The following is a 25,234-nucleotide window of genomic DNA, read 5'->3' as shown; positions in this document are numbered from 1 at the left end:
TTTTGCCAGAGAAGGCCGAAGAACGATGGATTGGGTAGGAGAAGTGGATGACAGTTTCTGTCCTGGTCGTTGACGATTCAGGGTTTTTTCGCAAGCGGCTGACGGAAATCCTGACCAGCTCCGGCCAGATCAAAGTGGTAGGTGCTGCGACCAATGGTCGGGAAGGCGTTGAGCTGGCCGAGAAACTGCGTCCCGACGTGATTACCATGGATTATGAGATGCCCGTGATGGATGGCATCTCTGCCGTGCGCGAAATCATGCGCAAACATCCGATACCGGTGCTCATGTTCTCATCGCTCACCTATGAGGGCGCCCGGGTCACACTGGATGCGCTCGAGGCCGGCGCCGTTGATTTTCTGCCCAAGAATTTCGAAGAAATTGCCCGGGACAACAGTCAGCTTCAGAAAATCTTGATTGAGCGGATTCTGGATGTAGCCCGCAGTCGTCCCGGCAACCGTTCTCCTGCGCCTTCCCGCGCGGAACCTTCAGCTCCGGCCTCCCGGGCGCCGGAGCCTGCAGGGCGCCCGCGTCCGGAACCAGCACCGCGTCAGCGTCCTGACACCCGGGCTCCGGCAGCGTCGGCAGGTTCTCCGGGCGAAACCGAGGCCCCCAGGCGCCATGGCCGCCGTGGGCCGGCCAAGCATTACGCCGTTGTTGGCATTGGTACTTCAACCGGCGGCCCGGTTGCCCTGCAGCGGGTACTGACGGTGTTGCCCGCGACCTTCCCGGCACCGATTGTTCTGGTGCAGCATATGCCGGCGAGTTTTACGCCTGCCTTCGCCGAACGCCTTAACAAGCTCTGCCGGATTGAAGTCCGGCAGGCTGAGGATGGTGATGTGTTGCGGCCCGGCCTGGCTTTGCTGGCGCCCGGCGGCAAACAGATGATGGTCGAGAATCGGGGCGGACAGCCCAGGATCCGTATTCTGCCCGGAGACGAGCGGCTCAATTACAAACCCTGCGTGGACGTTACCTTCGGTTCTCTTGCCCGCAGCTTTCCGGGCAAGACGCTGGGCGTCATTCTTACCGGGATGGGCTCGGACGGCAAAGAAGGCTGTCGGATGATGAAGCAGAGCGGTTCCGATATATGGTCCCAGGATGAAAAATCGTCTGTGATCTACGGCATGCCGATGGCCGTCGCCAAGGCAGGGCTGACGGATGATGTATTGTCCCTGGACGAGATCGGGCCACGCCTCGCGGAAGGTGTGTGCTGATGGATATCCTGAGCCTGCTCGGGGTCATACTGGCCTTTGCCGCAATTCTTGGCGGTAACCTGCTGGAAGGCGGAGCGGTTGGCTCACTGTTTAATGGGCCGGCGGCCATCATCGTCATCGGTGGCACTCTGGCCGCGACTATCCTGCAGACCTCGTGGCCCATGCTGAAGCGGGCTTTCACTCAGGTGCGCTGGGTCTTTTTCCCGCCGTTTATCAACCTTGAAGACGGTATCGGAAAAGTCATTGACTGGAGTGTAAAAGCTCGCAAGCAGGGCTTGCTGGGCCTTGAAGGGCTTGCCGAGCGCGAGCCGGAGCCCTTTGCCCGCAAGGGGTTGCAGTTGCTGGTCGACGGTGCCGAAACCGAGACCATCAGGGGCATCATGGAAGTTGATCTGGAATCCCGTGAGCAGAGGGATCTGGAGTCGGCCAAGGTGTTCGAGGCCATGGGTGGTTACTCGCCAACCATCGGCATTATCGGGGCTGTCATGGGCCTGATCCAGGTGATGACCAACCTTGAGGATCCCCAATCCCTGGGTAGCGGGATCGCAACCGCCTTTGTAGCCACCATCTACGGTGTGGCGCTGGCCAACCTCCTGTTCTTCCCGGTCGCTAACAAGATGCGCGGTATCGTGCGGGAGCGCACCCGCTATGAGGACATGATGATCGATGGCCTGATTGCCATCGCCGAGGGTGAAAACCCGAAATCCATCGAATTGCGGCTGCGGGGCTTCCTGCAGTAAGCATGCGCAGGCCAACTTATGCGGCGCCGTAGGCAACCCCAGGATGATCTGCACAACAAGGAGCGGTGGCTGATTTCCTACGCGGATTTCATCACCCTGCTGTTCGCCTTTTTCGTCGTGATGTACTCGGTATCGTCCGTTAACGAAGGCAAATACAAAGTCCTTTCTGAAACCCTGACCGGCGTGTTCAATGCACCCCAGCGCTCCTTCCAGCCAATCGAGATTGGCGACCAGCCCCAGAGATCGCTGAATGCGCCTGCCGAGAACGTAATCCCGCCGGCGGTGACCGAAGCGCCCCGAAATCCGGAGATGGACGCGCAGGCGCGGACCGAAGCGCTGCGAGCCATGGCTGACCAGCTTTCCATGGAGTTTGATGAGCTGATCAACCAGGGCGTGGTGTCGCTTGAGACCAGCGACCAGTGGCTGGAGCTGAATCTGCCCAACAGTCTGTTGTTTGGCAGCGGCGATGCCGAGCCCCATTACGATGCGTTCGAGGTGGTCGAGAAAATCGCCACGGTTCTGAACAACCGGGACAACGCTGTCAAAGTGGAAGGCTTCACCGATAATCAGCCGATCAGTACCTCCCGTTTTCCGTCAAACTGGGAATTGTCAGCCGCCCGGGCGGCTGCCATGGTCCGGATGCTGGTGATGGAGGGCATCGAGCCGGAACGTCTGGCGGCTGTCGGCTATGGCCAGTATCAGCCGGTTGCCCGGAATGACACTGAGGAAGGGCGCCGCAGAAACCGCCGGGTGGTATTGCTGATCTCCCGTGACGCCAGTATTCGCGGTGCCATGCGCTGACCCGATCGTCGGCAGATGCGTATAGAGCCATTGGCATGGTTCCTGTATTACTCCCCGTTAACAATAAGGCGCCGGCAACAGCTTGCCGGATTTTCCGAGGACTGGTTCAAGTTGCCCGGGGAATGGCCGATAAACGGGACTGTGGCAACGGTTAATTGCCGGCCACACCGATGTATTCTCTGGAGAATCAAAGCGTGCGAATCTGGGCAGTAGCCAATCAAAAAGGTGGTGTCGGTAAAACCACGAGTGTGGTCGCCCTGGGCGGCTTGCTTGCCGAACGCGGCAAGCGTGTTCTCGTTGTGGATCTGGACCCGCATGGCTCGCTCACCAGCTGGTTCGGTTACGATCCGGATACAATCGCGCACAGTGTTTTCGACCTGTTCCAGCACCAGGGCAAGGTTCCGGAAGGGCTACCCGCCCAACTGATTACGGAGACCAGCTGCAAGGGCCTGTCCCTTTTGCCGGCGAGTGCAGCCCTGGCTACCCTTGAGCGACGAATGATCGGCGTGGAAGGCATGGGGCTGATCATTTCCCGGGCCCTGACTCAGCTTTGGGACGACTTTGATTATGTCCTGCTCGACAATACTCCCTCTCTGGGGGTTCTGATGGTTAACGCCCTTGCGGCAGCCCAGCATCTGATCATTCCCGTGCAAACCGAATTTCTGGCCATCAAGGGCCTGGAGCGCATGCTCCACACCCTGAAGATGATCATGCGTTCCCAGAAAAACGAACTTTCTTACACCATTGTGCCCACCTTGTATGACCGGCGGACACAGGCGTCGGTGAAAAGCCTGAACCTGTTGCGGAAGACCTACCGCGAGTCCCTCTGGCAGTTTGCGATTCCGGTGGACACCAAGTTTCGGGATGCCAGCCAGGGCGGCATAACACCGTCCGCGCTGGATGCCGAAACCCATGGTGTCCGCGCCTACAGCCATCTGCTGGATGATCTCATGGCCCGGGTGGGCAGGGTGAAGGAGCGTCAGCATGGCTGACGATAAATTGACACGGCTGGCGGATCCGGAAACTGCCATTGCCAGTTATCTTGACGAACTGCTGCACACGGCCACTGATACGGCGCTTCGGGAGGAAATCGAAGCGCCGGAACCGGTGAAACCTGCACCTCCGGAACCGCGGGTGGCAACCCGCACGAAACCGGCATCTGTGCCAACCGTCGAAAAACCGCCGGCAAGACCTGAACCACCCAAACGGGTCCGGGAAACGCCGGCGGAACCTGAGAGGCCAGTGGTGCGACAGGTGCCGGAAGCGCCGGTGCCGAAGGCAAGGATTGAAGCTCAGCCTGCGCCGGAGCCGGCCGCGCCGCCGTCCCGCCCGGAGTGGTCAGAACAGCCCTTTGAGTGCCTCATTTTCACGGTGGCCGGTCTGCAGCTGGCGGTGCCTCTGATTCTGCTCGGTGCCATTCACCGCATTGAAGAAGAGATCCGGCCCATCCCGGGAAGTCCACGCTGGTACATGGGAATCCGCCCGGACCGGGATCAGAACCTGAGGGTGGTGGATACCGCCGAATGGATCATGGCAGGGCGGGTGCCGCCCGATGCCCGGGACAACTACCGGTTCGTGATCCGGCTGGATAACAGCGACTGGGGGCTCGCCTGTGATGACGTCGCCCAGTCCTTTACCCTCCGGCCGGACGAAGTGCGTTGGCGCACAGCCCGAAGCAAGCGTCCGTGGCTGGCCGGCACTGTGATTGACCACATGTGTGCGCTGATTGATGTGCGCACCATGGCAGACTTGCTGGTGAGGGCGGAAAGAGAGCACCATCTGGATCTGAGCTGACGCAAACAATGGTTACTGAATGAAACCGAGCCGTGCTGGCACGGTTTGTGCCCTTAACTATAGTATTGGGCACTGATGATATTTTTTTGACGATCAGGTTGCCCGCCGGGCAGCCCAAGAGGAGAAACATCGCTATGGCATCCCCGAGCGGACAAACCAATCAGGCCCAGGACGATCAGGTACTGCAGTACGTTACCTTCCGGCTGGATGATGAGACCTACGGTCTGAACGTCATGCAGATTCAGGAAGTGCTGAGATACACGGAGATTGCTCCGGTTCCGGGGGCCCCGGATTATGTGCTCGGCATCATCAACCTTCGGGGTAACGTGGTTACCGTTATCGACACCCGCCGGCGCTTTGGCCTGGCCGATGCCGAAGTAACCGATGCCACCCGGATTGTGGTTATGGAATCTGCCAACCAGGTTATGGGCATTCTGGTGGATTCTGTCGCCGAGGTGGTGTACCTGAAAGCCAGCGAAATTGAAACTGCACCGAACGTGGGTAACGAGGAAAGTGCCAAATTTATCCAGGGCGTGTGCAACAAGGATGGCGAACTGATCATTCTGGTTGAGTTCGACAAGATGCTGTCAGACCACGAGTGGGCTGAAATCGCGGCACTGTGATCCGGGGCAACCCGCTACAGGCCTCACGATGGATGCCTTCCGTGGCAATTAACGGGAGACATCCGTCATGTTTGCAGAAATTCCTTCATACCTTCCCTGGGCGCTGACTGTTGCGGCCCTGTCTCTGGTTTTCGTTCAGGGCCTGGTTCTCGGGCGCCAGGTACGTAGCCTCAGAGCAACGCTGAAAGAGCGCTGTGATACCCTTGGCCGGGAACTGCATGCCACCACCAGTGGCAGCATGGGGGTAGGGCAGCGGTTGGTTAGCTGTGAGCGTCAGTTGCACGAGCTGAGGACCACGCTCGACGAAATGCGCCAGAACGATCCGCTGCGAATCTCTTACGATGAAGCCTCTCGACTGATTGATCTCGGCGCCGATATCGACGATCTTATGAACACGTGCGGAATTTCCCGTCCCGAGGCCGAGCTGGTGTCAGCACTCAGAAAACGTCAGGCGGCCTGATACCAAGCCGTTACGGACGTTGTTGAATGAAGAGAGTCTATCCGAGGGCCCTTGAGGCCCTTCGATCTGTATCCCGCCATGATTTTGTTTCCGGTTCCGACCTGGTTGCCTCAATAACCGGCCACTCCATTCCCCGCGAAGAAACTGTCAGCCACATTCTCTCCCTGCTCCCGGAAATAGAACCGGATCAGATGGTGATGCACGTGGGCGGTGGCTCAGGCTATTTTGCCGCTGTGCTGTCCGGGCTCGCCCATCGGGTCCTGTACGTGGAGCGGAATGCCGTTGTCGCCGAGGCTGCCAGAGAGCGGTTTGTCCGTCTGGGTATGCACAATGTGGATGTCGTTGTTGCCCGTGCGGAAGAGGCGCCCGAGCCTGATCCACTCTGTGATCTCGTTTTGTGTACCTCGTTTGTCAGGGACCAGACTGCCCTGGCGCACCTGGTTCGTGAGGGGGGGCGCCTGGTGTGTCTTGAAGGGCGAGCGGGACCCGTCCCGAGCCTGGCCATGTTCGAAAAACAGGGTGCCAAGCTCAAGCGTGTGCGCACCCTGGGCTGGGTCGACTTCAACCGTAACGTCGAGCAGATCCTCATTGATCAGGGTGTCGTGGACGAAGCGGTCCTGGCCGAGGCAAAGGCGGAGGCAGCGAAGCAGAATTGCCGGCTGCTGGACGTGCTCCGCCGGAAACTGAATCTTGAAGAGATTGATCTCTACCGTTCTCTTGCCCGTCAGCGGGGCATGACCTTCACCGATGCGGACGAGCTTCTGCCGGATCTCCATCCGGCGCTTTTCCGGCGATTTTCCCGAACGTTTCTGGATCTCTCACGACTGATACCCATCGCCGAGGAAGATGGTCGGATCACGGTTGTGACCGACGATCCCGATGCGCGCACTGATCAGCTCGAGCGGTTGAGTCCTAACCAGGTGGTTGACTGCCTGCTGGTTACACCGACGGACTTTCGTCGGCTCTGGTCAGCTCTTGATCTGACTGCCAAAGGGCGCCGCTTTGCAGCGGATCAGGAACCAACCCCGAACCAGGCGGCGGACCCGACTGGCAGCAAGGATCAGCTTCTGGGCAAGGATCCGAAAAACAAGCACGTCAGCCCCTATCTGGTGTCTGTCTACGAAGCCATTCTGATGGACGCTGTAAGTGAAAAAGCCAGCGACATCCATATAGAACAGTACGGTGACCGGATTCGCATTCGCCTTCGGGTGGATGGCGATCTTCATGATCTGCCCCAGTACCAGCTGTCGGCCCGGGAGATGAAAGGGGTGATTAACGTCATCAAGCTGCGGGCAGAGCTGAACATCGCCGAGCACCGGCTGCCCCAGGGTGGGCGGTCCCGGCTGCAGCTCGGCGATATGGCCTACGATCTGCGGATACAGACCCAGCCTTCGCTCCATGGCGAACATGCCGTTATACGTCTGCTGCCGCAGACCGGCCGCGCCATGACCATTGCCGAACTTGGCATGTCATCCATGATCGGTGCCCGTTATCAGCGCTTGCTGGATAACCCGGCGGGACTGGTGCTGGTGGTCGGTCCGACCGGGTCAGGCAAGTCCACCACGCTGTATGCGGGGCTGCAGACCCTTGCCGATGACGGCCGCCGGAAAGTTATCACGGTGGAAGACCCCATCGAGTACTCCATCGACAACATTCAACAAACCCGGGTCAGATCAGAAATTGGCTTTGGTTTCGCCGATGCCATGAGGGCGTTTGTCCGGGAAGATCCGGATGTCATTCTGGTGGGCGAGATCCGTGACCAGGAAACCGCTCTGGAGGCGATACGGGCCTCCCAGACCGGCCACGTGGTTCTGTCCACGCTGCACTGCAACGACGCGGTGGATTCACTGCAGCGCTTGTATGATCTGGGTATCCACCCGAATTCCATTGCCGGTGAGCTGCTGGCTGTCATCGCCCAGCGGCTGGCCAAGCGCATCTGCAAGCATTGTTGCCAGCCTGCAGAGCCGGACCCGGTGATTCTGTCCGAGGTGTTTCCCGACGGCCCGCCCGCGGATTTCCGGTGTTTTCAGGGCGCCGGTTGTGACAAATGCAACGGCCGCGGCACCCAGGGTCGAGTGGCAATTGTCGAGTACATGGAAGTCGATTCGGACATCCGGAACGCCATTTCCAGCCAACCGCCCATCGGGGAGCTGCGCTGGCGAGCTCTTGATGCCGGCCTGGTGACCATGCGGGACAGCGCCCTGGACCATGTGATTGAAGGCATTATTCCGCTTTCCGAACTGCCGCGGATTCTCCCGAGGGAGCGCATGGCACCGGAAGTTCGGGGCGGCCGCAGGAGTCAGGAATGAGCAACAAGCAATCTGTTAACAAGGCGGCCCAGCGGGAGCCCGTGGAGGTAGTCTACGCCGCGGAGCTGGACAAGCTCAGGAGTATGGATCATGGCCCGGTGCCACCAGGCTGGCAGATGTCGCCGCGGGCGGTGGAAAAGTTCGTCATGGGGGATGAGAAACTCGGCATTGAGCGGAAGTTCGTTGCCGACCGGGCCATGGTGGTCCGGATCATCATTTCCCTGTGCACCAGCCGCGGCTGCCTTCTGGTCGGCGAGCCGGGTACCGCCAAATCCTGGTTGTCGGAGTTGCTGGCCGCCGCCATTTCGGGAAGCTCCACGTTAACCTTGCAGGGTGGGGCGGTGAGCAGCGTCGGGCAACTGCTGTATAGCTGGAACGAAGCGGTACTGCATACCGAGGGCCCCTGCCTGAAGGCGTTGGTACCCAGCCCCTTGCTGCGGGGCATGATGGAAGGGCAAATGGTCCGGTTTGAAGAGATCGCCCGCTGCCCACAGGCGCTGCAGGATGCGCTGCTCTCTGTGCTGTCCGACAGGGTGGTGGTGATTCCCGAGCTGGCGGGCGAGGACGGTGTGGTGCTCGCGCGGGAAGGTTTTAACGTTATCGCCACGTCCAACAGTATCGACGAGGGTGTGCACCGGATGAGCGCTGCCCTGAAGCGGCGAATGGACTTCGAGGAAATCCGGCCTATCCGTCATCTGGCCGACGAGATGGATGTTGTGCTCCGGGAGGTCCGCAGGGCCAACAGTCGGGCTGGCATCGAGGTGGCGCTGGAAGAATCGGTGGTCGAGATTCTGGTGACCATGTTCCACGAGCTGCGCAATGGCCAGACCCTGGACGGACGCAGCACCGATCGCCTCGCCGGTTCGGCTCTTTCCACCGCGGAAGCCGTGTCGGTCGCTCACGCGGCCAGCCTCAACGCCTGGTATTACGGTGGCGGAAGCATCACGGTTGAGCAGCTGATGCACCACATCATCGGCTCGGCCCTGAAGGACCAGCCGGAGGATCGGCGCCGGCTGCGTCATTACTTTGAAACCACGGTGGCGCCAAGGCGTGGCGACAACTGGCAGCAGGCCTGGGCGCTGCGCTCACTGATTCACTGAATCATCCGGTGCGCCGGGTTTGCGATCTTCTGGGGTGAGCCCGCGAATGTGGAAGGCAAACGCCAGGATCTCCGCAATTACCCGGTAGAGCGATTCGGGAATCTCTTCGTTCAGTGACAGGCGGGCCAGAATGCTGGCCAGCTCCGCATTTTCGTAAAGGGGAACGTTGTGCTCCCGGGCGATTCGGATGATCTCCTCCGCCAGCTCGTGGGTGCCAGTGGCGCTGATGGTGGGCGCTTTCTCACCGTCGTACTTGAGCGCAACGGCGGCCCTGCTTTGCTGTTCTGTTTCTGATGTCATGCCCGTGTATCCACCAGTCTGTGTTCGAGTCGGGTGACGCTGCTTTGCGGCGTGCCGCGGCGGCAATCCAGGTCTGTCACTTCCAGGCCCAGATCGGTTAGGCTCTGTCGCAACGCGGGAAGCTCCTGGTTCACCTGACGCAGGGTTGTCTGTTTTTCTGCCCAGACCCGGGCGCTCACTGCCTGTTGGCGAAGGGCAACATCGAAATGCAGGGAGCCAGCCTCATCCAGGTCCATGGTCAGTGAAAGCCGCCACTCGGCTGTGGTGGTTTTCGCGGATCGGGTTTCCGATTCCCGGTCTTCGGGATATTGTTCGATCCGGACCTGCGCCAGCCTCGGTTCATTCTGTGGCGTCAGCCATGGCAGATCGAGTACGAGGGTAGAGGCAGGTGCGGGCCCTGCTGCATCGCCGCCACCGCGGGCAGTAAGTACCTGGCTGTGCAACTGGTTGACGGTGATCCGGTTGAGCATTCCGGCCAGCAGGCGGAGCATCTGCCCGACGCTGGGCGCTTCGCCACTGCCGGGGGCCTGGGGTGTGGCCAGCGGTTGGGGAAATTGCAGCGGCGCCTGCATCAGCTCCGGCGTCGAGATAGGTGTCAGCCGGTTGAAGTGTTCTGGTGTACTGCCCTGTTGGGCAAGCAAGGCGGTGATCACTCTACCCAGCGCCAGCTTGAGATCGGGCAACTGGGCAGAGGGTGCCTGGGCCAGTCGCGACTCGGCGAACAGGCCACTTTCTGAAAGCCATTGCCGGACCTGTTGCGATGTCGTGTCCTGGCTGCCAGAACCGGGAGTCAGACTGTTCCCCGAAGGCAGCCTCGCCATCATTTGTTCAATAGCCTGTCTGGCGGCCTCCGGCAGAGGTTGGGGGCCTCGCGATGAGGGCAGTTGGCCCGGTAGCGGGTCTTGCCGGAGGCCTTGTGTGAGAGTGCCCAGCAGCCTTGCCAGTCCACCATCCAGGGTTTGCTGCCAGGGCAGTCGCTGGGCCAGCGCTCGGGCGATACCGGCTTCGGGTGCGGGTGCCAGTTTGCCCATCAGCTGCAGCTCATTGCCGGCCCGCATCACTTTTACCCAGTCACCGGTTGCCAGTTCAGTCTTGCCGACGGCCGCCTGAACCAGAAGAGACTTGCCGCGAATGTCCAGTAACAGGTCCGCGCTGTTACCGCCCTGACGGTTGATGATCTCGGCCACCCGGGCCAGGGTGGTTTCCCGGTTCGTCAGCTGCAGCTGATCGAGCAGTTGCCGCGCTGATGCGGCCGCGGGCTCCCGGGCCGCTTCGGTTGAGACTGAAGGCCGGGACGTCTGTGTTGCAGGCTGGGCTGGAGGTGTCGGGGGCTGTTGTCCGTTGGGTAGTTTCATCGTCACTGATTTGATGTTGGACAAGAGTAATCCGCCGGCGCTTTTGTTATAATACTCCGCGCCGGCAGGTCATGCGCGAACAATGTTCATGGTCGCCGCTGTCACGAATGCACCCGATGCCGTCTTCACGCGCATCGTCCTGGTTACGGGGTCCTGATGTCTGAGCCGTTATTACAGGCTGTCGATCTGCAGTGCGAGCGGGATGAACGGATCCTGTTCCGTGACCTGTCGTTCTCCATACTGCCCGGTACGGTCGCCCGTGTCGAGGGGCCGAACGGCTCCGGCAAGACCACGCTGCTGCGAATGCTGGCCGGCCTGAACGACGCCTGGTCCGGCAATCTGCTCTGGTGCGGCAAGTCCAGGTCTGCCCAGCGGGAAGAATTCCTCCGCAATACCCTGTATCTTGGCCACCGGCCTGGCATAAAGCCGTTGCTGACACCGATGGAGAATCTCCGGGCACTGACGGCCGGGCGGCGGCCGCTGCCAGATCCCGTTCTGCGTCAGGCGCTTGATGGCACCGGATTGACCGGGTTCCAGGATGTGCCCTGTCGCAATCTTTCGGCGGGGCAGCAAAGACGGGTTGCCCTGGCGCGCCTGTTGATTGCCGACGAGCCGCTCTGGCTGCTGGATGAAGTTTTTACCGCCATTGATGCCAGCGGTGTCAGCGCCATTGAACAGCTGCTTCAACAACGGGCTGCCGAGGGAGGTGCGGTGGTAGTGACGACCCATCACGATCTCAGATTGCCCGGTATGCAACGCATTGTGTTGGGCGGAGGGTCGACCGATGAATGCTGATTGCAGGCCGGCACTGACTTTGCGGCAAGACACCGTCGGTGCGCTGGCGGCAATGCAGACCGTGTTTGCCCGGGATATGAAGGTGGCCTTCCGGCAGCGCCAGGATCTGCTCAATCCGCTGTTGTTTTTTGTCATGGTCGTAACCCTTTTTCCCCTGGGGGTTAGCCCGGAAGTGTCATTTCTGCGGGAGGCCGGGGCCGGTATCCTGTGGGTAGCGGCGTTGCTATCGGTGTTGTTGTCGCTGGACCACCTGTTTCGCCATGATTTTGACGACGGCACGCTCGAGCAACTTGTGCTTCAGCCCCAGCCCCTGTTTCTACTGGTACTGGCGAAAACAGCGGCGCACTGGGTGTTAACAGGCTTGCCGCTGGTGGTGCTAACGCCGGTTTTGGGCGTAATGGTCCATCTTGACGGGAACTCCATCGGAGTTTTGTGTCTAACGCTGCTGATCGGTACACCGGTGCTGAGTCTGATCGGGTCAATCGGCGCGGCGCTGACGCTTGGATTACGGTCGGCAGGGGTGCTCTTGTCTCTGTTGATCATTCCGCTGTACATTCCCGTCCTGATTTTCGGAACAGGTACGGTGGCTTCGGCCGCAGAGGGCGCTCCCGTGGGAGCCTATCTGGCCCTGATGGGCGCGTTTCTGGTGCTGGCACTGACCCTGGCACCCTTTGCATCGGCAGCGGCGCTGCGTATCAGCCTGTTCAACGGGTAAAACAAGGTAACGGTAGGACGGTAACCATCTGATGTGGCAATTTTTTCACAAGCTGGGTTCTCCCAAATGGTTCTTCGGGATTGCAGCCCGGCTGATGCCCTGGCTACTGGCAGGTGGCATCCTGCTGTTGATGGCAGGCATTGTCTGGGGGCTGGCCTATGCTCCCAAGGATTACCTGCAAGGCAACAGCTACCGCATTATTTTCATCCACGTCCCTACGGCCTTTCTCGCCCAGTCGGTCTACGTGATGATGGCGGTGGCGGCTGTCGTCACTCTGGTCTGGCGCATGAAGCTGGCGGATGTATTCGTCAAGTCGGTCGCACCGGTGGGGCTGGTACTGACCTTTCTTTCCCTGTTTACCGGAGCGGTCTGGGGTAAGCCCACCTGGGGTACCTGGTGGGTCTGGGATGCCCGGCTGACCTCGATGCTGATTCTTCTGTTCCTGTACGGTGGTGTCATTGCCCTGGACAGGGCAATCAACGACGAAAAATCCGCGGCGCGGGCTGTATCGGTGCTGGTTCTGGTCGGGGTGGTGAATATACCGATTATCCAGTACTCCGTTGAATGGTGGAATACGTTACATCAGCCGTCGACGTTCAAACTGACTGAAAAGCCGTCCATGCCGGCGGAAATGTGGGTACCGCTGCTCCTTTCGGTACTCGGGCTGTACCTGCTGTTCGGCTGGCTGGCCTGTTTGCGTATGCAGACCGAGATTCTTCTGCGCGAGCAGAGAACGCGCTGGGTTAAAGATTATGTGTTGGCCGGGAGGGGCTGAAGCATGGCATTTGAATCCTTTTCGGCATTTATGGTGATGGAAGGTCACGGGCCCTATGTCTGGGCCTGTTACGCCGTATTTTTCCTGCTGATGATCGGCCTTATGGTATGGTCTCTGCGTCGCCGCAACGCCGCTATTGAGGCCTGCCGTCGCGGTTATGAGTTTCAGGCAGGCCGGCAGGACCCGCAGGCTGCGTCAGCTTCGGCAGCGTCCTTCACCCGCGTCAAGGTTTCCCAAGACTGAAAGGCAGATATCTGATGCATCCAATCCGAAAAAAGCGACTGACTATTGTCCTGTTCCTGCTGGTGGGGCTGGCCATCGCTGTGGGTCTGACCACCTATGCGCTGCGACAGAACATCAATCTGTTCTACGACCCCACCCAGATTTCCGCCGGCGAAGCGCCGGTGGATGTCAGAATCCGGGCCGGTGGTATGGTCGAGGAGGGCTCGGTTCTGCGTGATCCGGACAGCCTGATGGTTGAGTTCAAGGTGACCGACTTCAACGCGTCTGTGCCGGTTCAGTACACCGGTATCCTTCCGGATCTGTTTGCCGAGGGGCAGGGTGTGGTTGCCATGGGCAGGCTGAATGAAAGTGGCCGCTTTGTGGCCGATCAAGTGCTGGCCAAGCACGATGAAAACTATATGCCGCCGGAAGTCGCGGATGCGCTGGAGAAGGCCTCGAAGGGTCGGCATGCAGCCAGTGGCAGTGCGGAAACCGTGTCCTACTAACCGATTTATCTAACAGCCTGGTTTCTGGAGGCCTTTAATGTATCCCGAACTCGGACAGCTTGCACTGATTCTCGCACTGTTGTTGGCAGTGCTTCTATCCGTAGTCCCTTTGGCCGGTTCTTTGACCGGCAGAAACAATCTTCAGGCGTTCGCCAGGCCGCTGGCGTCCGGCGTGTTTGTCTTCGTGGGGCTTGCTTTTGCCGTCTTGACCCATGCCTTCGTGACTGACGACTTTTCGGTGGCCTATGTGGCCAATAACAGTAACAGCCTGTTGCCCTGGTATTACAAGTTCAGCGCTGTTTGGGGCGGTCACGAGGGCTCGCTGCTACTCTGGATACTGATGCTGGCGGGCTGGACGTTGGCGGTCGCTATTTTCAGCCGTCGCCTGCCGGCGGTGATGATCTCCCAGGTGCTCTCGGTGCTGGGCATGGTCTGCGTCGGCTTCCTACTGTTTATCGTGATTACCTCCAATCCGTTCGACCGTTTGTTGCCCAATGTGCCCGCCGATGGCGCAGATCTGAACCCCTTGCTCCAGGATTTCGGGCTGATCGTGCATCCGCCGATGCTCTACATGGGCTATGTCGGCTTTGCCGTTGCTTTCGCTTTTGCCATTGCTGCGCTGATCAATGGCCGCCTCGATGCCGCCTGGGCCCGTTGGTCGCGCCCCTGGACCACGGTTGCCTGGGCCTTTCTCTCTCTGGGTATCGCCCTCGGGAGCTGGTGGGCCTACTACGAGCTGGGCTGGGGCGGCTGGTGGTTCTGGGATCCGGTCGAAAATGCATCGTTGCTGCCCTGGTTGTCGGGGACTGCACTCATGCACTCGCTGGCCGTTACCGAGAAGCGCGGCGTGTTCAAGAGCTGGACCGTACTGCTTGCCATTGTCACCTTTTCACTAAGTCTGCTGGGCGCTTTCCTGGTCCGTTCCGGCGTGCTCACCTCTGTGCATTCTTTTGCGGCGGACCCGGAGCGGGGCACCTTCCTGCTGGGCCTGCTGGCAGTAACGGTGATCGCAAGCCTGGCGCTCTATGCGTTCCGGGCGCCGGTGGTTCACGTCCGGTCGCGCTACGGCTCGTTTTCCCGAGAGGTTTTCCTGCTTCTTAACAACGTACTGTTGGTTTCCGCCACGATTCTGGTGGCGGTCGGCACACTGTATCCGCTGGTTCTTGATTATCTGGAACTGGGCAAACTGTCGATCGGTGAACCGTTCTTCAATCTGACGTTCAGCCCACTGGCCGTCGCAACGGGCCTGTTGCTGGGCGCTGGTATCTTCTCCCGCTGGAAGAAAACCGATGGTGGCTGGCTGGCGCGCAAACTGCTGTGGCCCTTGGCAATCAGCATCGTTGCCACCACGGCGGTCCTGATCGGCTATGGTGGGTTCAAGCCCTGGGCTTTCCTCGGCGTGTTTTCTGCCATGTGGGTAACCGTTGCTACTTTCTGGGATCTCTGGGAAAAATCATCGTCCCGAAAAGGCCGTCTGCACGGCCTCAAGCGGCAGTCCCGCAGCTATTACGGCATGGTGCTCGGGCATCTGGGCCTGGCCATTACCATGGCGGGGGCTACGGTGGTTTCCAACTACGGCATTGAGCGTGATGTTCGCATGGTGCCGGGCGATGTCGCGACCGTCGGCGATTATCATTTTGTATTCAGGGATATCGGCGCGCGCCAGGGCGCTAACTTTACGGCTCAATATGGCACCTTCGATGTCATGTTGGATGGCGAGCGTGTTTCCGTGCTTCATCCCGAGAAGCGCCAATACTCCGTGGGGATGAGCGTCATGACCGAGGCCGATATCGACGCCGGTCTGTTCCGGGACATCTACGTGGCCACTGGTGAGCGCATCACCGACGAGGCTTGGGCCATCCGGCTGCAATACAAGCCGCTTGTTCGCTGGCTCTGGCTGGGCTCGCTGTTTATGGCAGCCGGCGGCTTCCTGGCTATCGCTGATCGCCGCTACCGCATCCGGGAGGGAGCTGACACGAAGGTGCAGACCGATACTGTCGCGCCTGAGCCAGGTTCTGCGACGTCCGCTGGAGTTACCTCATGAAGCGGTTCCTGCTCTTTCTGCCACTGCTGATTGCCCTTGTTGTTGGTGTCGTGCTGTTCGCGGGTATCGGCAAGGATCCGACCAAACTGGAATCGGCTCTGGTTGGCAAACCGGTGCCAGAGTTCAGTCTGAAAGATTTGCACAACGCTGATGTCGTGCTCGATCAGAGCCTGTTTCGTGGCCAGGTCACTCTGCTGAATGTCTGGGGCACTTGGTGCCCCGCCTGCAAGGACGAGCACGACGACCTGATGTGGCTGGCCGAAGAGAAAGGCGTCAACATCATTGGTCTCAACTACAAGGACAACCGCGAGGATGCGCTGTTGTGGCTTGACCGTTTGGGCGACCCTTACCGGAAAATCATCTATGACCCCCGGGGCACACTCGGGTTTGATCTGGGGGTATACGGCGCGCCGGAAACCTTCGTGATTGATGCCGAAGGCGTGGTTCGCTATCGCCATGTGGGTGTGGTCAATAAGGCGGTCTGGGAACAAACGCTGCTGCCTGTGTTCAATGACGCTCAGGGGAATGGCTGATGGTCCGGATCGTTTATTTGATGTTGGTGCTTCTGCTTTCCGGTGCCGCTGCAGCCGAGGTGGCCGACGTATACGATTTTTCGGATCGGGCTCAGGAGCAGCGTTACCAAAACCTGATCGCGGAATTACGCTGCCCGAAATGCCAGAACCAGAACATCGCCGATTCCAACGCGCCTATCTCCAAGGATATGCGCGATGCGGTCTACCGGATGATGAAAGACGGCGCCAGCAACGAGGAGATCGTTGAGTCCTTGGTAGGCCGATTCGGTGAGTTTGTCCGCTACAAGCCGGAATTCGATAGCCGGACCTTTTTACTCTGGGCGACCCCGGCCATTACTGTGCTGGGTGGGCTTCTCGTGGTGGCCGGTGTGGTCATCCGCTCCCGGCGGGCCGGGCCGGAAAGCCCAGCGCTGAGTGCCGAAGAAAAAGCCCGGGTCGACAAAATGCTGGCAGACCGGGACAGATGGTCCTGACGCTGGCTTTACCCGGAATGCCCTGGTCGCCACCTCATTCTTAATTCTGAACCTGTGATTGAAACTCCATGACTGACACTTTCTGGATTGCTGCAACGGTACTGATCATTCTTGCCCTTATGTTTGTGATGTACCCGGTCTTTTTCCATCAGCTGGGTGCGAGAAAACAGACGGATCTGAAAAACCAGAACCTGATGGCCTACCGCTCCCGGATGAAGGAACTCGATAGCGAATACGAGGCCGGTATTCTGGATGACGAGAATTACCGCCAGCTCAAGGGAGAGCTCGCCGGCAGCATGCTGGACGATGTGCCGGAACAGGAACAGGAACAGGCGCGGCCTGTAATCCGTGGCCGAAAAAGTGCCATGGCAGTGGCGCTGGTGGCGATTCTTCTGATCCCGGCGGCTACCGTTTACCTATATGAGCGTTGGGGGGCGATGGACCGGGTTGAGCAGTTCATCACCATGGAGGAGATGGGCGCCACCGACGGATTCAGACAGGCCCAGATGATTGAACTGTCAGGACAGCTCCGGGACCGGCTGGAAGCCAGCCCGGATAATCCGGATGGCTGGGCAATGCTGGGGCGCACCTACATGCGACTGGAGCGCTATGATGATGCGGCCTGGGCGTTCAGGCAACTGGCCAACAATGTCAGTGACGATGAGCGGGCAGAAGCCGTCGCTTATGGTCTTTCTGCCCAGGCGCTGTTCTTCGGTAGCCAGGGTGCCATGACGGAAGAGGTCACCGCGGCCATTGAACAGGCTCGTGACCTGAACCCGGATGAAGTCAATGCCCTGGGATTGCTGGGTATCAATGCCTTCAGCCAGGAGAATTACCGGGAAGCCATCGAGTTCTGGGAGCGAATACAAACCGTTGCACCGGACCACCCGCAGATCGCGTCCATACAGGAAGGGATTCGTGAAGCCTACACCCGTCTGGGTGAGGAACCGCCGGCGCGGGTGGCCGAACCTGAAGCATCCGGTGTCGGGGTTACTGTTCGAGTGACGCTCGCCGAGGACTTGCAGGACCAGGTGCCGGCGGATACCACGCTGTTTCTTTTTGCGCGTCAGGCCAATGTCCGGCAGGGGCCTCCGCTGGCCGTTGCGCGGCTGACAGCAGACCAGTTGCCGGTGGAAATTCGCCTGGACGACCGGTATGCGATGTCACCCCAGGCCACCATTTCCAGTGTTGACCAGGTCGTCGTGACGGCCCGTCTCAGTCGTTCCGGCAGTGTCAACGCACAGGCGGGTGACTGGCAGGGCAGCACCGACACGCCCGTGGCGGTAAACGAAAGCCAGGACGCGCCGGTAGCGGTTGTGATCGATCAGCAACTGATTGACTGATCCTCAGGAGAGACCCTCGGGATAAAGCGGAGGCAGATCGGCGTTTGCCCGCGTCTGTTTTCGCTTCCGAATGGCCTCAAGAGTCCGGGCCAGTGGCCGTCCATCCCAGTCTTCGTTGCCATGGTCTGGCGCAAAGAACCGGGCCTGGAGCTTGCCGAGCTCTGTTGCCATGGTCTCGTCCTGGAAGTGGTGCACAACGTCAGACGCGGAACGGAAGTGTTCGCCGGGTCTGTGCCGATTGGCCCATGCTACCAGCAGCTCCGGTGTCTGGGCTGAACCGCTTCTCACGGCCGTGATCAGGTGCTCGAAGGCGACATCTTCATCGTCATTGTGCTGAGTAAAGGCGGGGGCGTTCTTGGCGCCTTTGCGCGACCACCACCATGCCATCAAGGTTCCGGCCCAGAGTATGCCGAACGCCAGGGTGAGCCACTGCCACGGCCCGGCCTCCGGTGCTGTCCGGTCAGTCGATGATTCCGGGCTAATCGTGTCCGGTTCAGGGGCCGGTTCTCCATTCGCGGGTTGCGGCGGTTCGGCGGCGACGGTATTCGGGTCCGTCACCGTCAGGGTTTTTTCCGGGATGACGGCAACGCGTTCCCGATCCGCTTCGGTATCCCACCAGTAAATGCGAATGGCTGGCAACGTCATCTGTCCCGCCTCAACCGGTACCAGAGCCACGGATTGCTTCAGCGAAGAGGTCAGGCCTGCCGGCGTTGTTTCGGTCTGCCTCTCTGGCTCTTCCGGGTAACTTCTCAGTCCGTCCGGGACCGTATCGGGTAAGGGTGGCAGTGCCTCCCCGGGCAAGCCCGCCGCCGTCAGCCTGATCTCTCGGGTAATGTTTTCGCCGGTCGCGACTTCCAGTGACGGAGGAAGCCCGGACTCCTCAAGCGACAAGCCTGTTGCCGGCAGCCAGGTATCGCCACTGAACTGGGCCGGGACATCCTTGACCGGCACCTCAAAAAGCTCCTCACTGTCCCTCAGGAAACGGAGGCTGCCAGAGGCATCTCTGGCCTGTCCCTCGAAGCGTACGGGGGGCAGCTTCAAGGTTCCCGGTTGTTGGGGGAAGATCGCGTAGCGCCGCTCCACCACGCGGTATCGCACACCGTCGCGATAGCGTGAAAATTCCTGCTGCCTGCCCAGGGATTCGATAATCACATGGGGATGGGTCGGCTCAGACAGCTCGCCGCGAATGAGGTTGCCCCTGAAGAAAAGCCGCACTGTCAGGATCAGTTGCTCCTGCACATAGACTTCATCCTTGTCGGCGGACAGCTCGATAAAGCTGTCCCGGCCGGGTGCGGCCTGATCCGGGGGTGAGCCATCCACCACTTCCACCGTTACCGGCTCTGACACTGCCCCTTTAAAAGTGAGCGCCGGGATGGTCAGCTTGCCGGTGGTTTTGGGTGCGAGCTGGTAGGTCCAGGTAATCTCGCCCACCATCTGGTTGTTCACGGTGCGGATACTGTATTGCTGGTTCTGGGCCAGAATCTCGAAATCCGGTTCCACTTTCTCGATATCCGGCTTGGGCAGGTTGGACATGTCGAAGTCAAACAGGTTGCCCAGGTTGATATCGATCTCCATGCTGCCCTTCACGGTCAGTGTGAGGACCTCACCCTCGTAAAGGCGGGTCCGGTCGGGCTCGACCGTCAGTTGCTGTGACTGTGTCTGTGCCTGGGCCGGCAGCCAGATTACTGTTAAGAGTGCCGTCAGCAGAAAAAGACAGACGGCGGGTGTAATCAGCCGTTTTACCATGGTGTATCGCCCTCATCGGATGGAGTCTGGCGTTGTTGATACTGCTGCAGAAATTTGCGCTGTAATAATCCGCCCGGATTGTCAGGGACGCGCCTGAGCCACTGCTCCTGGCTCTGGGTCAGCGGCGTTTCAGAGATAGAGGCGGGTGCCGGGGACTGGCCGGACGGGGTTTCCTGCTCCCCGGAAGCCTGCTCGGGATCTCCGCGCTCGCCCGCCTGCTGTTGATTCTGTTCAGCCGTCTGGCCGCCTTGCTGATTCTCCGTGTCGGAAGAAGACTCGTTGTTTTCCGGGTTCTGCTGCTGACTGTTCCCCTGACTGCCGGGATTCTCGCTTTCACTGTTTCCGTTCTGGTCCTGACGGTTTTGTTGCTGATTACTGCCGTCGCCCTGGGAGTCCCGGGAATCCTGTTGGTTGTTATCCTGATTGCCGTTCTGGTTCTGCTGTTTTTGATTCAGAAGTTCCTCGACAATTCTCCGGTTGTGAAGGGCGTCTTCCATGTCGGGCGCTGCGTTCAGCGCCGCATCATAGGCAGCCAGGGCCTCTTCCAGTTTTCCGGCACGGGCCAGGGCATTGCCCCGGTTGTAACTGGCACGGGGACCCTGATTGCGCGCAAACGCTTCGGCGGCGCTGTCGAACTTGCCGGAACGATAGAGCGCAGAGCCCCGCCATTCCGGGTCTTCAAGCTGGCGGGCGGCTGATTCCGGGTTGTCCTGAATCAAGGCGGGAGCTCGCTGATCTTCCCTCTGCCAGAGTTCTTCCCAGCTTATGGCGGCTGCCGGCTGCGGCCAGACCGGCAGCAGGATCAAAGCAAGCGCACTGAGAGCCCCCCGGCGCCACCCCACCAAAACCAGCGGCAGCGCGAGCCAGAGCAACCAGTAACCGTCATCCTGCCAGCGATTGACCGTCAGGCCGTCCTCGGAATCCTGCCAGTCGTCACTGTCCCGCGGGCTCAGGTCGAGCGCTTCAATATCGGTGTCGTCCAGGGTCAGCTCATGGCTCTGGCCGCCGCTGCTGCGGGCGAGTGCCGCCAGCGCTTCGGGTTCAGCACGACTGATGACAATGTCGCCGTTCTCCCTTATGAAACCGCGCCGGGCGAGGGGAATGGGGCCTCCGTTCTCGGTGCCGACGACCAGGGTATTGAGCGCGTATCCGGTGCCGGAAAGCGTGTCCCGAATGGTACCTTCGTAGTCGTCATTGATGCTGTCCGTGATTAACAGGATGCGACCTTCGCCCGGTGCGCCTTGTTCCAGCAATGCCTTTGCGCGGGCAACGGCGAGATCGGCCCGGTTGCCTGTCGCCGGCATGATCACCGGGTCCAGCACGTTGAGCATGCCCTCAATCGTACGGCCATCATCGGTCAGCGGTGTCACCACGTGGGCATCGCCGGAAAAGACGAGCAGGCCGGTCAGGCTGCCTTCCCGAAGTTCGAGAATATCCCGGATCTTCCGTTTGGCCCGGGTCAGTCGATCAGGTTCCACGTCCGTTGCCAGCATGGACAGTGAAAGGTCCAGTGCGATCACGAGGCTGTCGCCGGGTTGTTTCAGCGGTGTCGGTGCCTCCCGCCAGGCCGGTCCGGCCAGGGCCAGGGACAGAATGATCAGAGCCAAAGAGGCCGGAACCAGAGGTGACTTGTTCGACTGGCCCGAGCTGCCGTTGTGACGAATCAGGGGCGAGAGCAGGCGGGCCGGAATAAGCCGGGACCATCCGCTGTCGCCCATGCGGAGTTGCCGGAATGCAAGATACAGTATCGGTATCAGCAGGATTAACAGCAGCCAGAGCGGGCGCAGGAAATGGAAGTCAGCCCACATGCGTTTCCTCCTCCTTGCTCCGGCGGGTTTCAGCAACAAGTTCCCGCCCGTGGCGGACGAGGAACAGCGCCAGCCACAGAATGACCGCGAGCCCGGCAGGCCAGACATAGAGCTCGGTTACCGGCCGATAGAACTTGCCTTCAAGCTCGATCGGTTCCAGTCGATCAATGCTCTCGTAGATAAGCTCCAGCTCGGGCAGGCTGCGCGCCCGGAAATACTCCCCGCCGGTCTGCTGGGCCATGCGGGTTAGCAGGTTTTCGTCCAGATCCCTGGATGGGTTGACCCGGCGCGAACCCAGCAGCCCACGCTGGACCATGGACTCGGCGCCAATACCAATGGTGTACAGGCGAATGCTGGCGGCCGCGGCGATTTCGGTAGCTTTGTCTGGGGTGATTTCGCCCGCAGTATTGGCGCCATCAGTCAGCAGGACCACAACGCGCTGATCCTGGGGCCGGTTTCTCAGGCGTTTCGTTGCCAGGCCCACGGCGTCGCCAATGGCCGTGGCGCGCCCGGCCATGCCAAGGCCCGCCTCACGCATCAGGGTTCTGACCGTCTCCAGATCGAAGGTGAGCGGCGCCTGTACGTAGGGCTCGGTGCCGAACAGGATCAGACCTAACCGGTCACCCTGGCGGCGGGAGATAAAGTCATCAAGCACGCGCTTGACCGCCTGCAATCGATTAATACTCCGGCCCTGAAGGACCATATCCTGTTCATCCATGCTGGGGGAGATGTCGACGACCAGCATGAGATCCCGGCCGGAAACGGGCATCTGGACCTGCTCGCCCACATGCTGCGGCCGTGCCAGAGCAACCACCAGAAGCGTCCACATCAGGAACAGCAACAGTTGCTGCCAGAGCGGTACGGCATTGCCACGACGACTGACACCGGGCAGGTCCGACAGCCAGTGGCCAACCGGCAACACGGGCGCGTCGACCGATTGCGCTCCGGGCTTGCGCCATTTGAGAATCAGGGGCAAGAGCACCAGAACCAGAGCCCAGGGCCAGGCGAGATTCAGCATTTCTGACCTCCCAGCCACAAACGGGCGAACGCCAGGGCGTCGGCCGGCTTGGTTGAAACCTCAGGTCGCCAGGCACTGTGAACCAGCGCTTCGGCAACCGGTCTGGACGCAACCCGGTCCTTCGGGGCGGTCTTTAACAGGAATTCCACCCAGGCATCGCCGGTCAGCGCTTCCGGGTGCTGTTCCGGGTAGCGCTCGCGGGCGGCCTGCTTCAGCAGGGTGTTCAGTTGTGTGAACCACGCGGGGGTCGTGGCTGCTGATCGTTCCAGTCTGGCGAGTTCGGCCCGAGCGGAGCGGAACCACCGGTTTCTTTGTCTCCGCCGGATAAACAGCCAGACCAGGGCAGCAAGCACAGCAATGAGCAAAATGGCCAATACCCACCAACCTGGCGCCGGAGGCCAGAGGCCCACTGTTTCAGGCAGGTGAATGTCCCGAAGCTGGCTGAGTGGATCCTGCGGGTTCATCCTATGCGGCCTCCGGGTCCCAGCAGCAATTTGAGGGTCGCTGCGGGGTCATTCGCCGTGGACACTTCTGCCATGGTAACGCCGGAGGTACGGAAACACTCTGCCAGCCGGTGTTCATGGTTGGTGACTTTCTCGTGCCAGGCCTTCTGGAACCGGAGGTTTCCGGCATCGAACCATACCGGTCCGTCCGGGCCGGCTATCGCAAAGCGTCCGCTTTTCGGCAGCTCTTTTTCCAATGGATCCACGACCCTCAGGGCGCTGACGCCGTTATGGCGGGCGAGCGCGCCGAGCAGGGTGCCCGTCTCCTCTGAGATATCCAGGAAATCGCTGATCACGAAAATCCGGCTACCGGTATGGGCCACCCTGCGAGCCTCGGTCAGTGCCATGTCCAGGCGGCTCTGGCCGGACGGCTCGTTTTGTTCCGGCCCTCGATTATCCCTTCTTTGCAGTTCATCGAGAGTATCCAGCAGTCGCAGCACTGATTTCTTCCGCCGCGCCGGGCGAAGCACTCTCAGGGCCTCGTCGTTAAAGACAATGCCACCTACCTGATCGCCCGACCAGAGTGCCAGCCAGGCCAGAATGGAGGCGATCTGTGCGCAACGAACCTGCTTGAAGGCGCCGGTACTGGCAAAAAACAGGCTTGGGCCGAGATCGCAAAGAAGAAGAACGGGCCGTTCCCGTTCCTCCTCATAAAGCTTGGTATGGGGCTCCTGACGCCGCGCCGTTACCCGCCAGTCGATGCTACGGATGTCGTCCCCGGGCTGGTACAACCGTACCTCGGCAAACGCCATGCCCCGGCCGCGTTGCGGCGAGCGCTGCAAGCCGGCCTGACGCGTCCGAACCGGGCGGGCAGAGGGCAGTTTCAGTGCCCGTGCGTCTGCCTGCAGGCGGATCAGATCCGGTAGGCCGATGTGCGTTATTGCGTCGGTGTTGCCCATGCCTGACGGCTCCCGTGTCTTGCTTCCGTCGATGGCTTCAGGCGCTCACCGGAACACGTTCGATCAGCCGTTCGATAACCGTGTCAGCGGTCATGCCTTCGGCCTCTGCTTCGAACGTGAGGAGGATGCGGTGTCGTAGCACATCGAAGGCCATGGCTCGGACATCGTCGGGTGTTACGTAATCCCGGCCGTCTAGCCAGGCCAACGCCCGGGCGCAGCGGTCCAGGGCGATGGTGCCACGGGGGCTGGCGCCGAAGGCTGTCCACCGGGCCAGTTCCGGGTCCAGTGCCGCCGGGTCGCGGGTTGCCAGCACCAGGGCCAACAAATATTGCTCTACGGGTTCCGCCATGTAGATGTTCGCGACTTCCGCGCGGGCATCAAACACCTGGTCTGGCGTCAGGCGAAGGTCCGTTTTCGGAAGGCCGTGACGATAATCGTTACGGGCCAGTTGCAGGATGGCCTTCTCCGCTTCCGCCGACGGGTAGTGGATAACCACGTGCATCAGAAAGCGGTCCAGCTGGGCTTCGGGCAGCGGGTAGGTACCTTCCTGCTCAATGGGATTCTGGGTGGCCATCACCAGGAACAGCCGGTCCAGCGGAAACGTGCGCATCCCGACGCTGATCTGGCGTTCACCCATGGCCTCGAGAAGGGCAGACTGCACCTTGGCAGGCGCACGGTTGATTTCATCCGCAAGCACCAGGTTGTGGAAGATGGGGCCGCGCTGGAATTCGAACTGCCCGGTTTCCGGGCGGTAGATTTCACTGCCCGTGACGTCTGAGGGCAGCAGGTCTGGCGTAAACTGGATTCTGTGAAAGTCGCCTTCCAGATGGTCGGCAAGCGCCTTGATGGCCGTGGTTTTTGCCAGCCCCGGGGCGCCTTCTACAAGCAGGTGGCCGTCGGCAAGAAGCGCGATCAGCAGACGATCCACCAGTTTTTCCTGCCCGATTATCCGTTTGGCTAACTGTTCCCGTAACTCACCGAACGTATGCTGTAGCGACATTGGAAATGACTGCTCTCTGTATCTGAGGATTTTCCGGAGAAACCCGTATCGTGCGTAGGTAGTTGCCGAAGTTTTGGCGTCTGGCCGGCAAAAATCAAGGGTTTGACTATGCTTATGTGACGATACGCCGATTACGTTTATTTCACACTAACTGAGGTCGA

Annotated in this window: 26 protein-coding genes; 18 read left to right on the top strand and 8 right to left on the bottom strand. The window is 60.3% G+C overall.

From position 1 onward, the window contains the following. The first annotated feature begins 47 nt into the window (after nucleotides 1–47). The 9 genes from AC5JQH_RS02535 (at nucleotide 48) to AC5JQH_RS02495 (ending at nucleotide 9,038) form a co-directional block, all read left to right on the top strand. Nucleotides 48–1,211 carry a protein-glutamate methylesterase/protein-glutamine glutaminase gene (locus tag AC5JQH_RS02535; protein ID WP_008173089.1) on the top strand — a complete coding sequence of 388 codons (1,164 nt, stop codon included), beginning with the start codon at nucleotides 48–50 and terminating at the stop codon, nucleotides 1,209–1,211. Then, the gene (locus AC5JQH_RS02530; protein ID WP_008173090.1) at nucleotides 1,211–1,951 is read left to right on the top strand and encodes a flagellar motor protein; all 741 of its coding nucleotides are present in this window, start codon (nucleotides 1,211–1,213) and stop codon (nucleotides 1,949–1,951) included. Before AC5JQH_RS02535 ends, AC5JQH_RS02530 begins: the two co-directional genes overlap by 1 nt. Before the next feature lie 18 nt (nucleotides 1,952–1,969). Next, the gene (gene motD, locus AC5JQH_RS02525; protein WP_008173091.1) at nucleotides 1,970–2,752 is read left to right on the top strand and encodes a flagellar motor protein MotD; all 783 of its coding nucleotides are present in this window, start codon (nucleotides 1,970–1,972) and stop codon (nucleotides 2,750–2,752) included. A 194-nt stretch (nucleotides 2,753–2,946) separates the two neighbouring features. Beyond that, nucleotides 2,947–3,744 (top strand): ParA family protein, encoded by a 798-nt coding sequence (locus AC5JQH_RS02520; protein WP_039881985.1) that lies wholly within the window; start codon nucleotides 2,947–2,949, stop codon nucleotides 3,742–3,744. Continuing rightward, nucleotides 3,737–4,546 (top strand): chemotaxis protein CheW, encoded by an 810-nt coding sequence (locus AC5JQH_RS02515; protein ID WP_008173093.1) that lies wholly within the window; start codon nucleotides 3,737–3,739, stop codon nucleotides 4,544–4,546. The genes AC5JQH_RS02520 and AC5JQH_RS02515 overlap by 8 nt, the downstream gene beginning before the upstream one ends. A 134-nt stretch (nucleotides 4,547–4,680) precedes the next feature. Then, nucleotides 4,681–5,169, top strand: coding sequence for a chemotaxis protein CheW (locus AC5JQH_RS02510; RefSeq protein ID WP_008173094.1), 489 nt, complete (start codon nucleotides 4,681–4,683; stop codon nucleotides 5,167–5,169). Between the two features lie 67 nt (nucleotides 5,170–5,236). Next, nucleotides 5,237–5,629, top strand: coding sequence for a DUF2802 domain-containing protein (locus tag AC5JQH_RS02505; RefSeq protein ID WP_008173096.1), 393 nt, complete (start codon nucleotides 5,237–5,239; stop codon nucleotides 5,627–5,629). A 26-nt stretch (nucleotides 5,630–5,655) separates the two neighbouring features. Continuing rightward, nucleotides 5,656–7,938 carry an ATPase, T2SS/T4P/T4SS family gene (locus AC5JQH_RS02500; protein WP_053112460.1) on the top strand — a complete coding sequence of 761 codons (2,283 nt, stop codon included), beginning with the start codon at nucleotides 5,656–5,658 and terminating at the stop codon, nucleotides 7,936–7,938. Next, nucleotides 7,935–9,038 carry an ATP-binding protein gene (locus AC5JQH_RS02495; protein WP_286802499.1) on the top strand — a complete coding sequence of 368 codons (1,104 nt, stop codon included), beginning with the start codon at nucleotides 7,935–7,937 and terminating at the stop codon, nucleotides 9,036–9,038. Before AC5JQH_RS02500 ends, AC5JQH_RS02495 begins: the two co-directional genes overlap by 4 nt. Here AC5JQH_RS02495 and AC5JQH_RS02490 read toward each other — a convergent pair. Beyond that, on the bottom strand, nucleotides 9,024–9,338 hold the full coding sequence (locus tag AC5JQH_RS02490; RefSeq protein ID WP_008173099.1) for an EscU/YscU/HrcU family type III secretion system export apparatus switch protein: 315 nt from the start codon (nucleotides 9,336–9,338) through the stop codon (nucleotides 9,024–9,026). The two genes, AC5JQH_RS02495 and AC5JQH_RS02490, sit on opposite strands and share 15 nt — an antisense overlap. Further along, on the bottom strand, nucleotides 9,335–10,717 hold the full coding sequence (gene fliK, locus AC5JQH_RS02485) for a flagellar hook-length control protein FliK (protein WP_286802496.1): 1,383 nt from the start codon (nucleotides 10,715–10,717) through the stop codon (nucleotides 9,335–9,337). Before fliK ends, AC5JQH_RS02490 begins: the two co-directional genes overlap by 4 nt. A gap of 132 nt (nucleotides 10,718–10,849) precedes the next feature. On the opposite strand from fliK, the gene ccmA reads away from it, so the two are divergent. The 9 genes from ccmA (at nucleotide 10,850) to ccmI (ending at nucleotide 18,099) form a co-directional block, all read left to right on the top strand. After that, nucleotides 10,850–11,488, top strand: a complete 639-nt coding sequence (gene ccmA / locus AC5JQH_RS02480) for a cytochrome c biogenesis heme-transporting ATPase CcmA (protein WP_053112454.1) — start codon at nucleotides 10,850–10,852, stop codon at nucleotides 11,486–11,488. After that, nucleotides 11,478–12,203, top strand: a complete 726-nt coding sequence (gene ccmB, locus AC5JQH_RS02475) for a heme exporter protein CcmB (protein WP_405420462.1) — start codon at nucleotides 11,478–11,480, stop codon at nucleotides 12,201–12,203. The genes ccmA and ccmB overlap by 11 nt, the downstream gene beginning before the upstream one ends. A gap of 31 nt (nucleotides 12,204–12,234) precedes the next feature. Continuing rightward, nucleotides 12,235–12,978, top strand: a complete 744-nt coding sequence (gene ccmC / locus AC5JQH_RS02470; protein WP_008173103.1) for a heme ABC transporter permease CcmC — start codon at nucleotides 12,235–12,237, stop codon at nucleotides 12,976–12,978. A gap of 3 nt (nucleotides 12,979–12,981) precedes the next feature. Further along, nucleotides 12,982–13,221: a heme exporter protein CcmD gene (gene ccmD, locus AC5JQH_RS02465; protein ID WP_053112452.1), complete on the top strand. Its 240-nt coding sequence runs from the start codon at nucleotides 12,982–12,984 to the stop codon at nucleotides 13,219–13,221. A 14-nt stretch (nucleotides 13,222–13,235) separates the two neighbouring features. Beyond that, nucleotides 13,236–13,706 (top strand): cytochrome c maturation protein CcmE, encoded by a 471-nt coding sequence (ccmE, locus tag AC5JQH_RS02460; protein ID WP_104270017.1) that lies wholly within the window; start codon nucleotides 13,236–13,238, stop codon nucleotides 13,704–13,706. Between the two features lie 37 nt (nucleotides 13,707–13,743). Next, nucleotides 13,744–15,750: a heme lyase CcmF/NrfE family subunit gene (locus tag AC5JQH_RS02455; protein WP_008173106.1), complete on the top strand. Its 2,007-nt coding sequence runs from the start codon at nucleotides 13,744–13,746 to the stop codon at nucleotides 15,748–15,750. Then, entirely contained in the window at nucleotides 15,747–16,283 is a 537-nt protein-coding gene (locus AC5JQH_RS02450; protein ID WP_008173107.1) for a DsbE family thiol:disulfide interchange protein, read from the top strand. Before AC5JQH_RS02455 ends, AC5JQH_RS02450 begins: the two co-directional genes overlap by 4 nt. Then, nucleotides 16,283–16,756 carry a cytochrome c-type biogenesis protein gene (locus tag AC5JQH_RS02445; RefSeq protein ID WP_008173108.1) on the top strand — a complete coding sequence of 158 codons (474 nt, stop codon included), beginning with the start codon at nucleotides 16,283–16,285 and terminating at the stop codon, nucleotides 16,754–16,756. The genes AC5JQH_RS02450 and AC5JQH_RS02445 overlap by 1 nt, the downstream gene beginning before the upstream one ends. A gap of 68 nt (nucleotides 16,757–16,824) precedes the next feature. Then, nucleotides 16,825–18,099 (top strand): c-type cytochrome biogenesis protein CcmI, encoded by a 1,275-nt coding sequence (ccmI, locus tag AC5JQH_RS02440; RefSeq protein WP_491713226.1) that lies wholly within the window; start codon nucleotides 16,825–16,827, stop codon nucleotides 18,097–18,099. A 3-nt stretch (nucleotides 18,100–18,102) separates the two neighbouring features. Here ccmI and AC5JQH_RS02435 read toward each other — a convergent pair whose 3' ends face one another. Genes AC5JQH_RS02435 through AC5JQH_RS02410 form a run of 6 tightly spaced genes read right to left on the bottom strand, consistent with a single transcriptional unit; the run spans nucleotide 18,103 to nucleotide 25,073 of the window. Next, nucleotides 18,103–19,845, bottom strand: coding sequence for a BatD family protein (locus AC5JQH_RS02435; RefSeq protein WP_493805245.1), 1,743 nt, complete (start codon nucleotides 19,843–19,845; stop codon nucleotides 18,103–18,105). Further along, nucleotides 19,839–21,653, bottom strand: a complete 1,815-nt coding sequence (locus tag AC5JQH_RS02430) for a vWA domain-containing protein (protein ID WP_493805244.1) — start codon at nucleotides 21,651–21,653, stop codon at nucleotides 19,839–19,841. The genes AC5JQH_RS02435 and AC5JQH_RS02430 overlap by 7 nt, the downstream gene beginning before the upstream one ends. Beyond that, nucleotides 21,643–22,671 (bottom strand): vWA domain-containing protein, encoded by a 1,029-nt coding sequence (locus AC5JQH_RS02425; protein WP_082220533.1) that lies wholly within the window; start codon nucleotides 22,669–22,671, stop codon nucleotides 21,643–21,645. Before AC5JQH_RS02425 ends, AC5JQH_RS02430 begins: the two co-directional genes overlap by 11 nt. Further along, complete coding sequence (locus AC5JQH_RS02420; RefSeq protein ID WP_493805243.1) at nucleotides 22,665–23,135, bottom strand: DUF4381 domain-containing protein; 471 nt, start codon at nucleotides 23,133–23,135, stop codon at nucleotides 22,665–22,667. Before AC5JQH_RS02420 ends, AC5JQH_RS02425 begins: the two co-directional genes overlap by 7 nt. After that, nucleotides 23,132–24,073 (bottom strand): DUF58 domain-containing protein, encoded by a 942-nt coding sequence (locus tag AC5JQH_RS02415; RefSeq protein ID WP_273096808.1) that lies wholly within the window; start codon nucleotides 24,071–24,073, stop codon nucleotides 23,132–23,134. Before AC5JQH_RS02415 ends, AC5JQH_RS02420 begins: the two co-directional genes overlap by 4 nt. A 37-nt stretch (nucleotides 24,074–24,110) precedes the next feature. Beyond that, complete coding sequence (locus tag AC5JQH_RS02410; RefSeq protein ID WP_014577587.1) at nucleotides 24,111–25,073, bottom strand: AAA family ATPase; 963 nt, start codon at nucleotides 25,071–25,073, stop codon at nucleotides 24,111–24,113. Nucleotides 25,074–25,234 lie beyond the last annotated feature (161 nt).

Source organism: Marinobacter sp. H13 (assembly GCF_059072335.1).
This window is presented reverse-complemented; position numbering and strand designations above follow the sequence as displayed.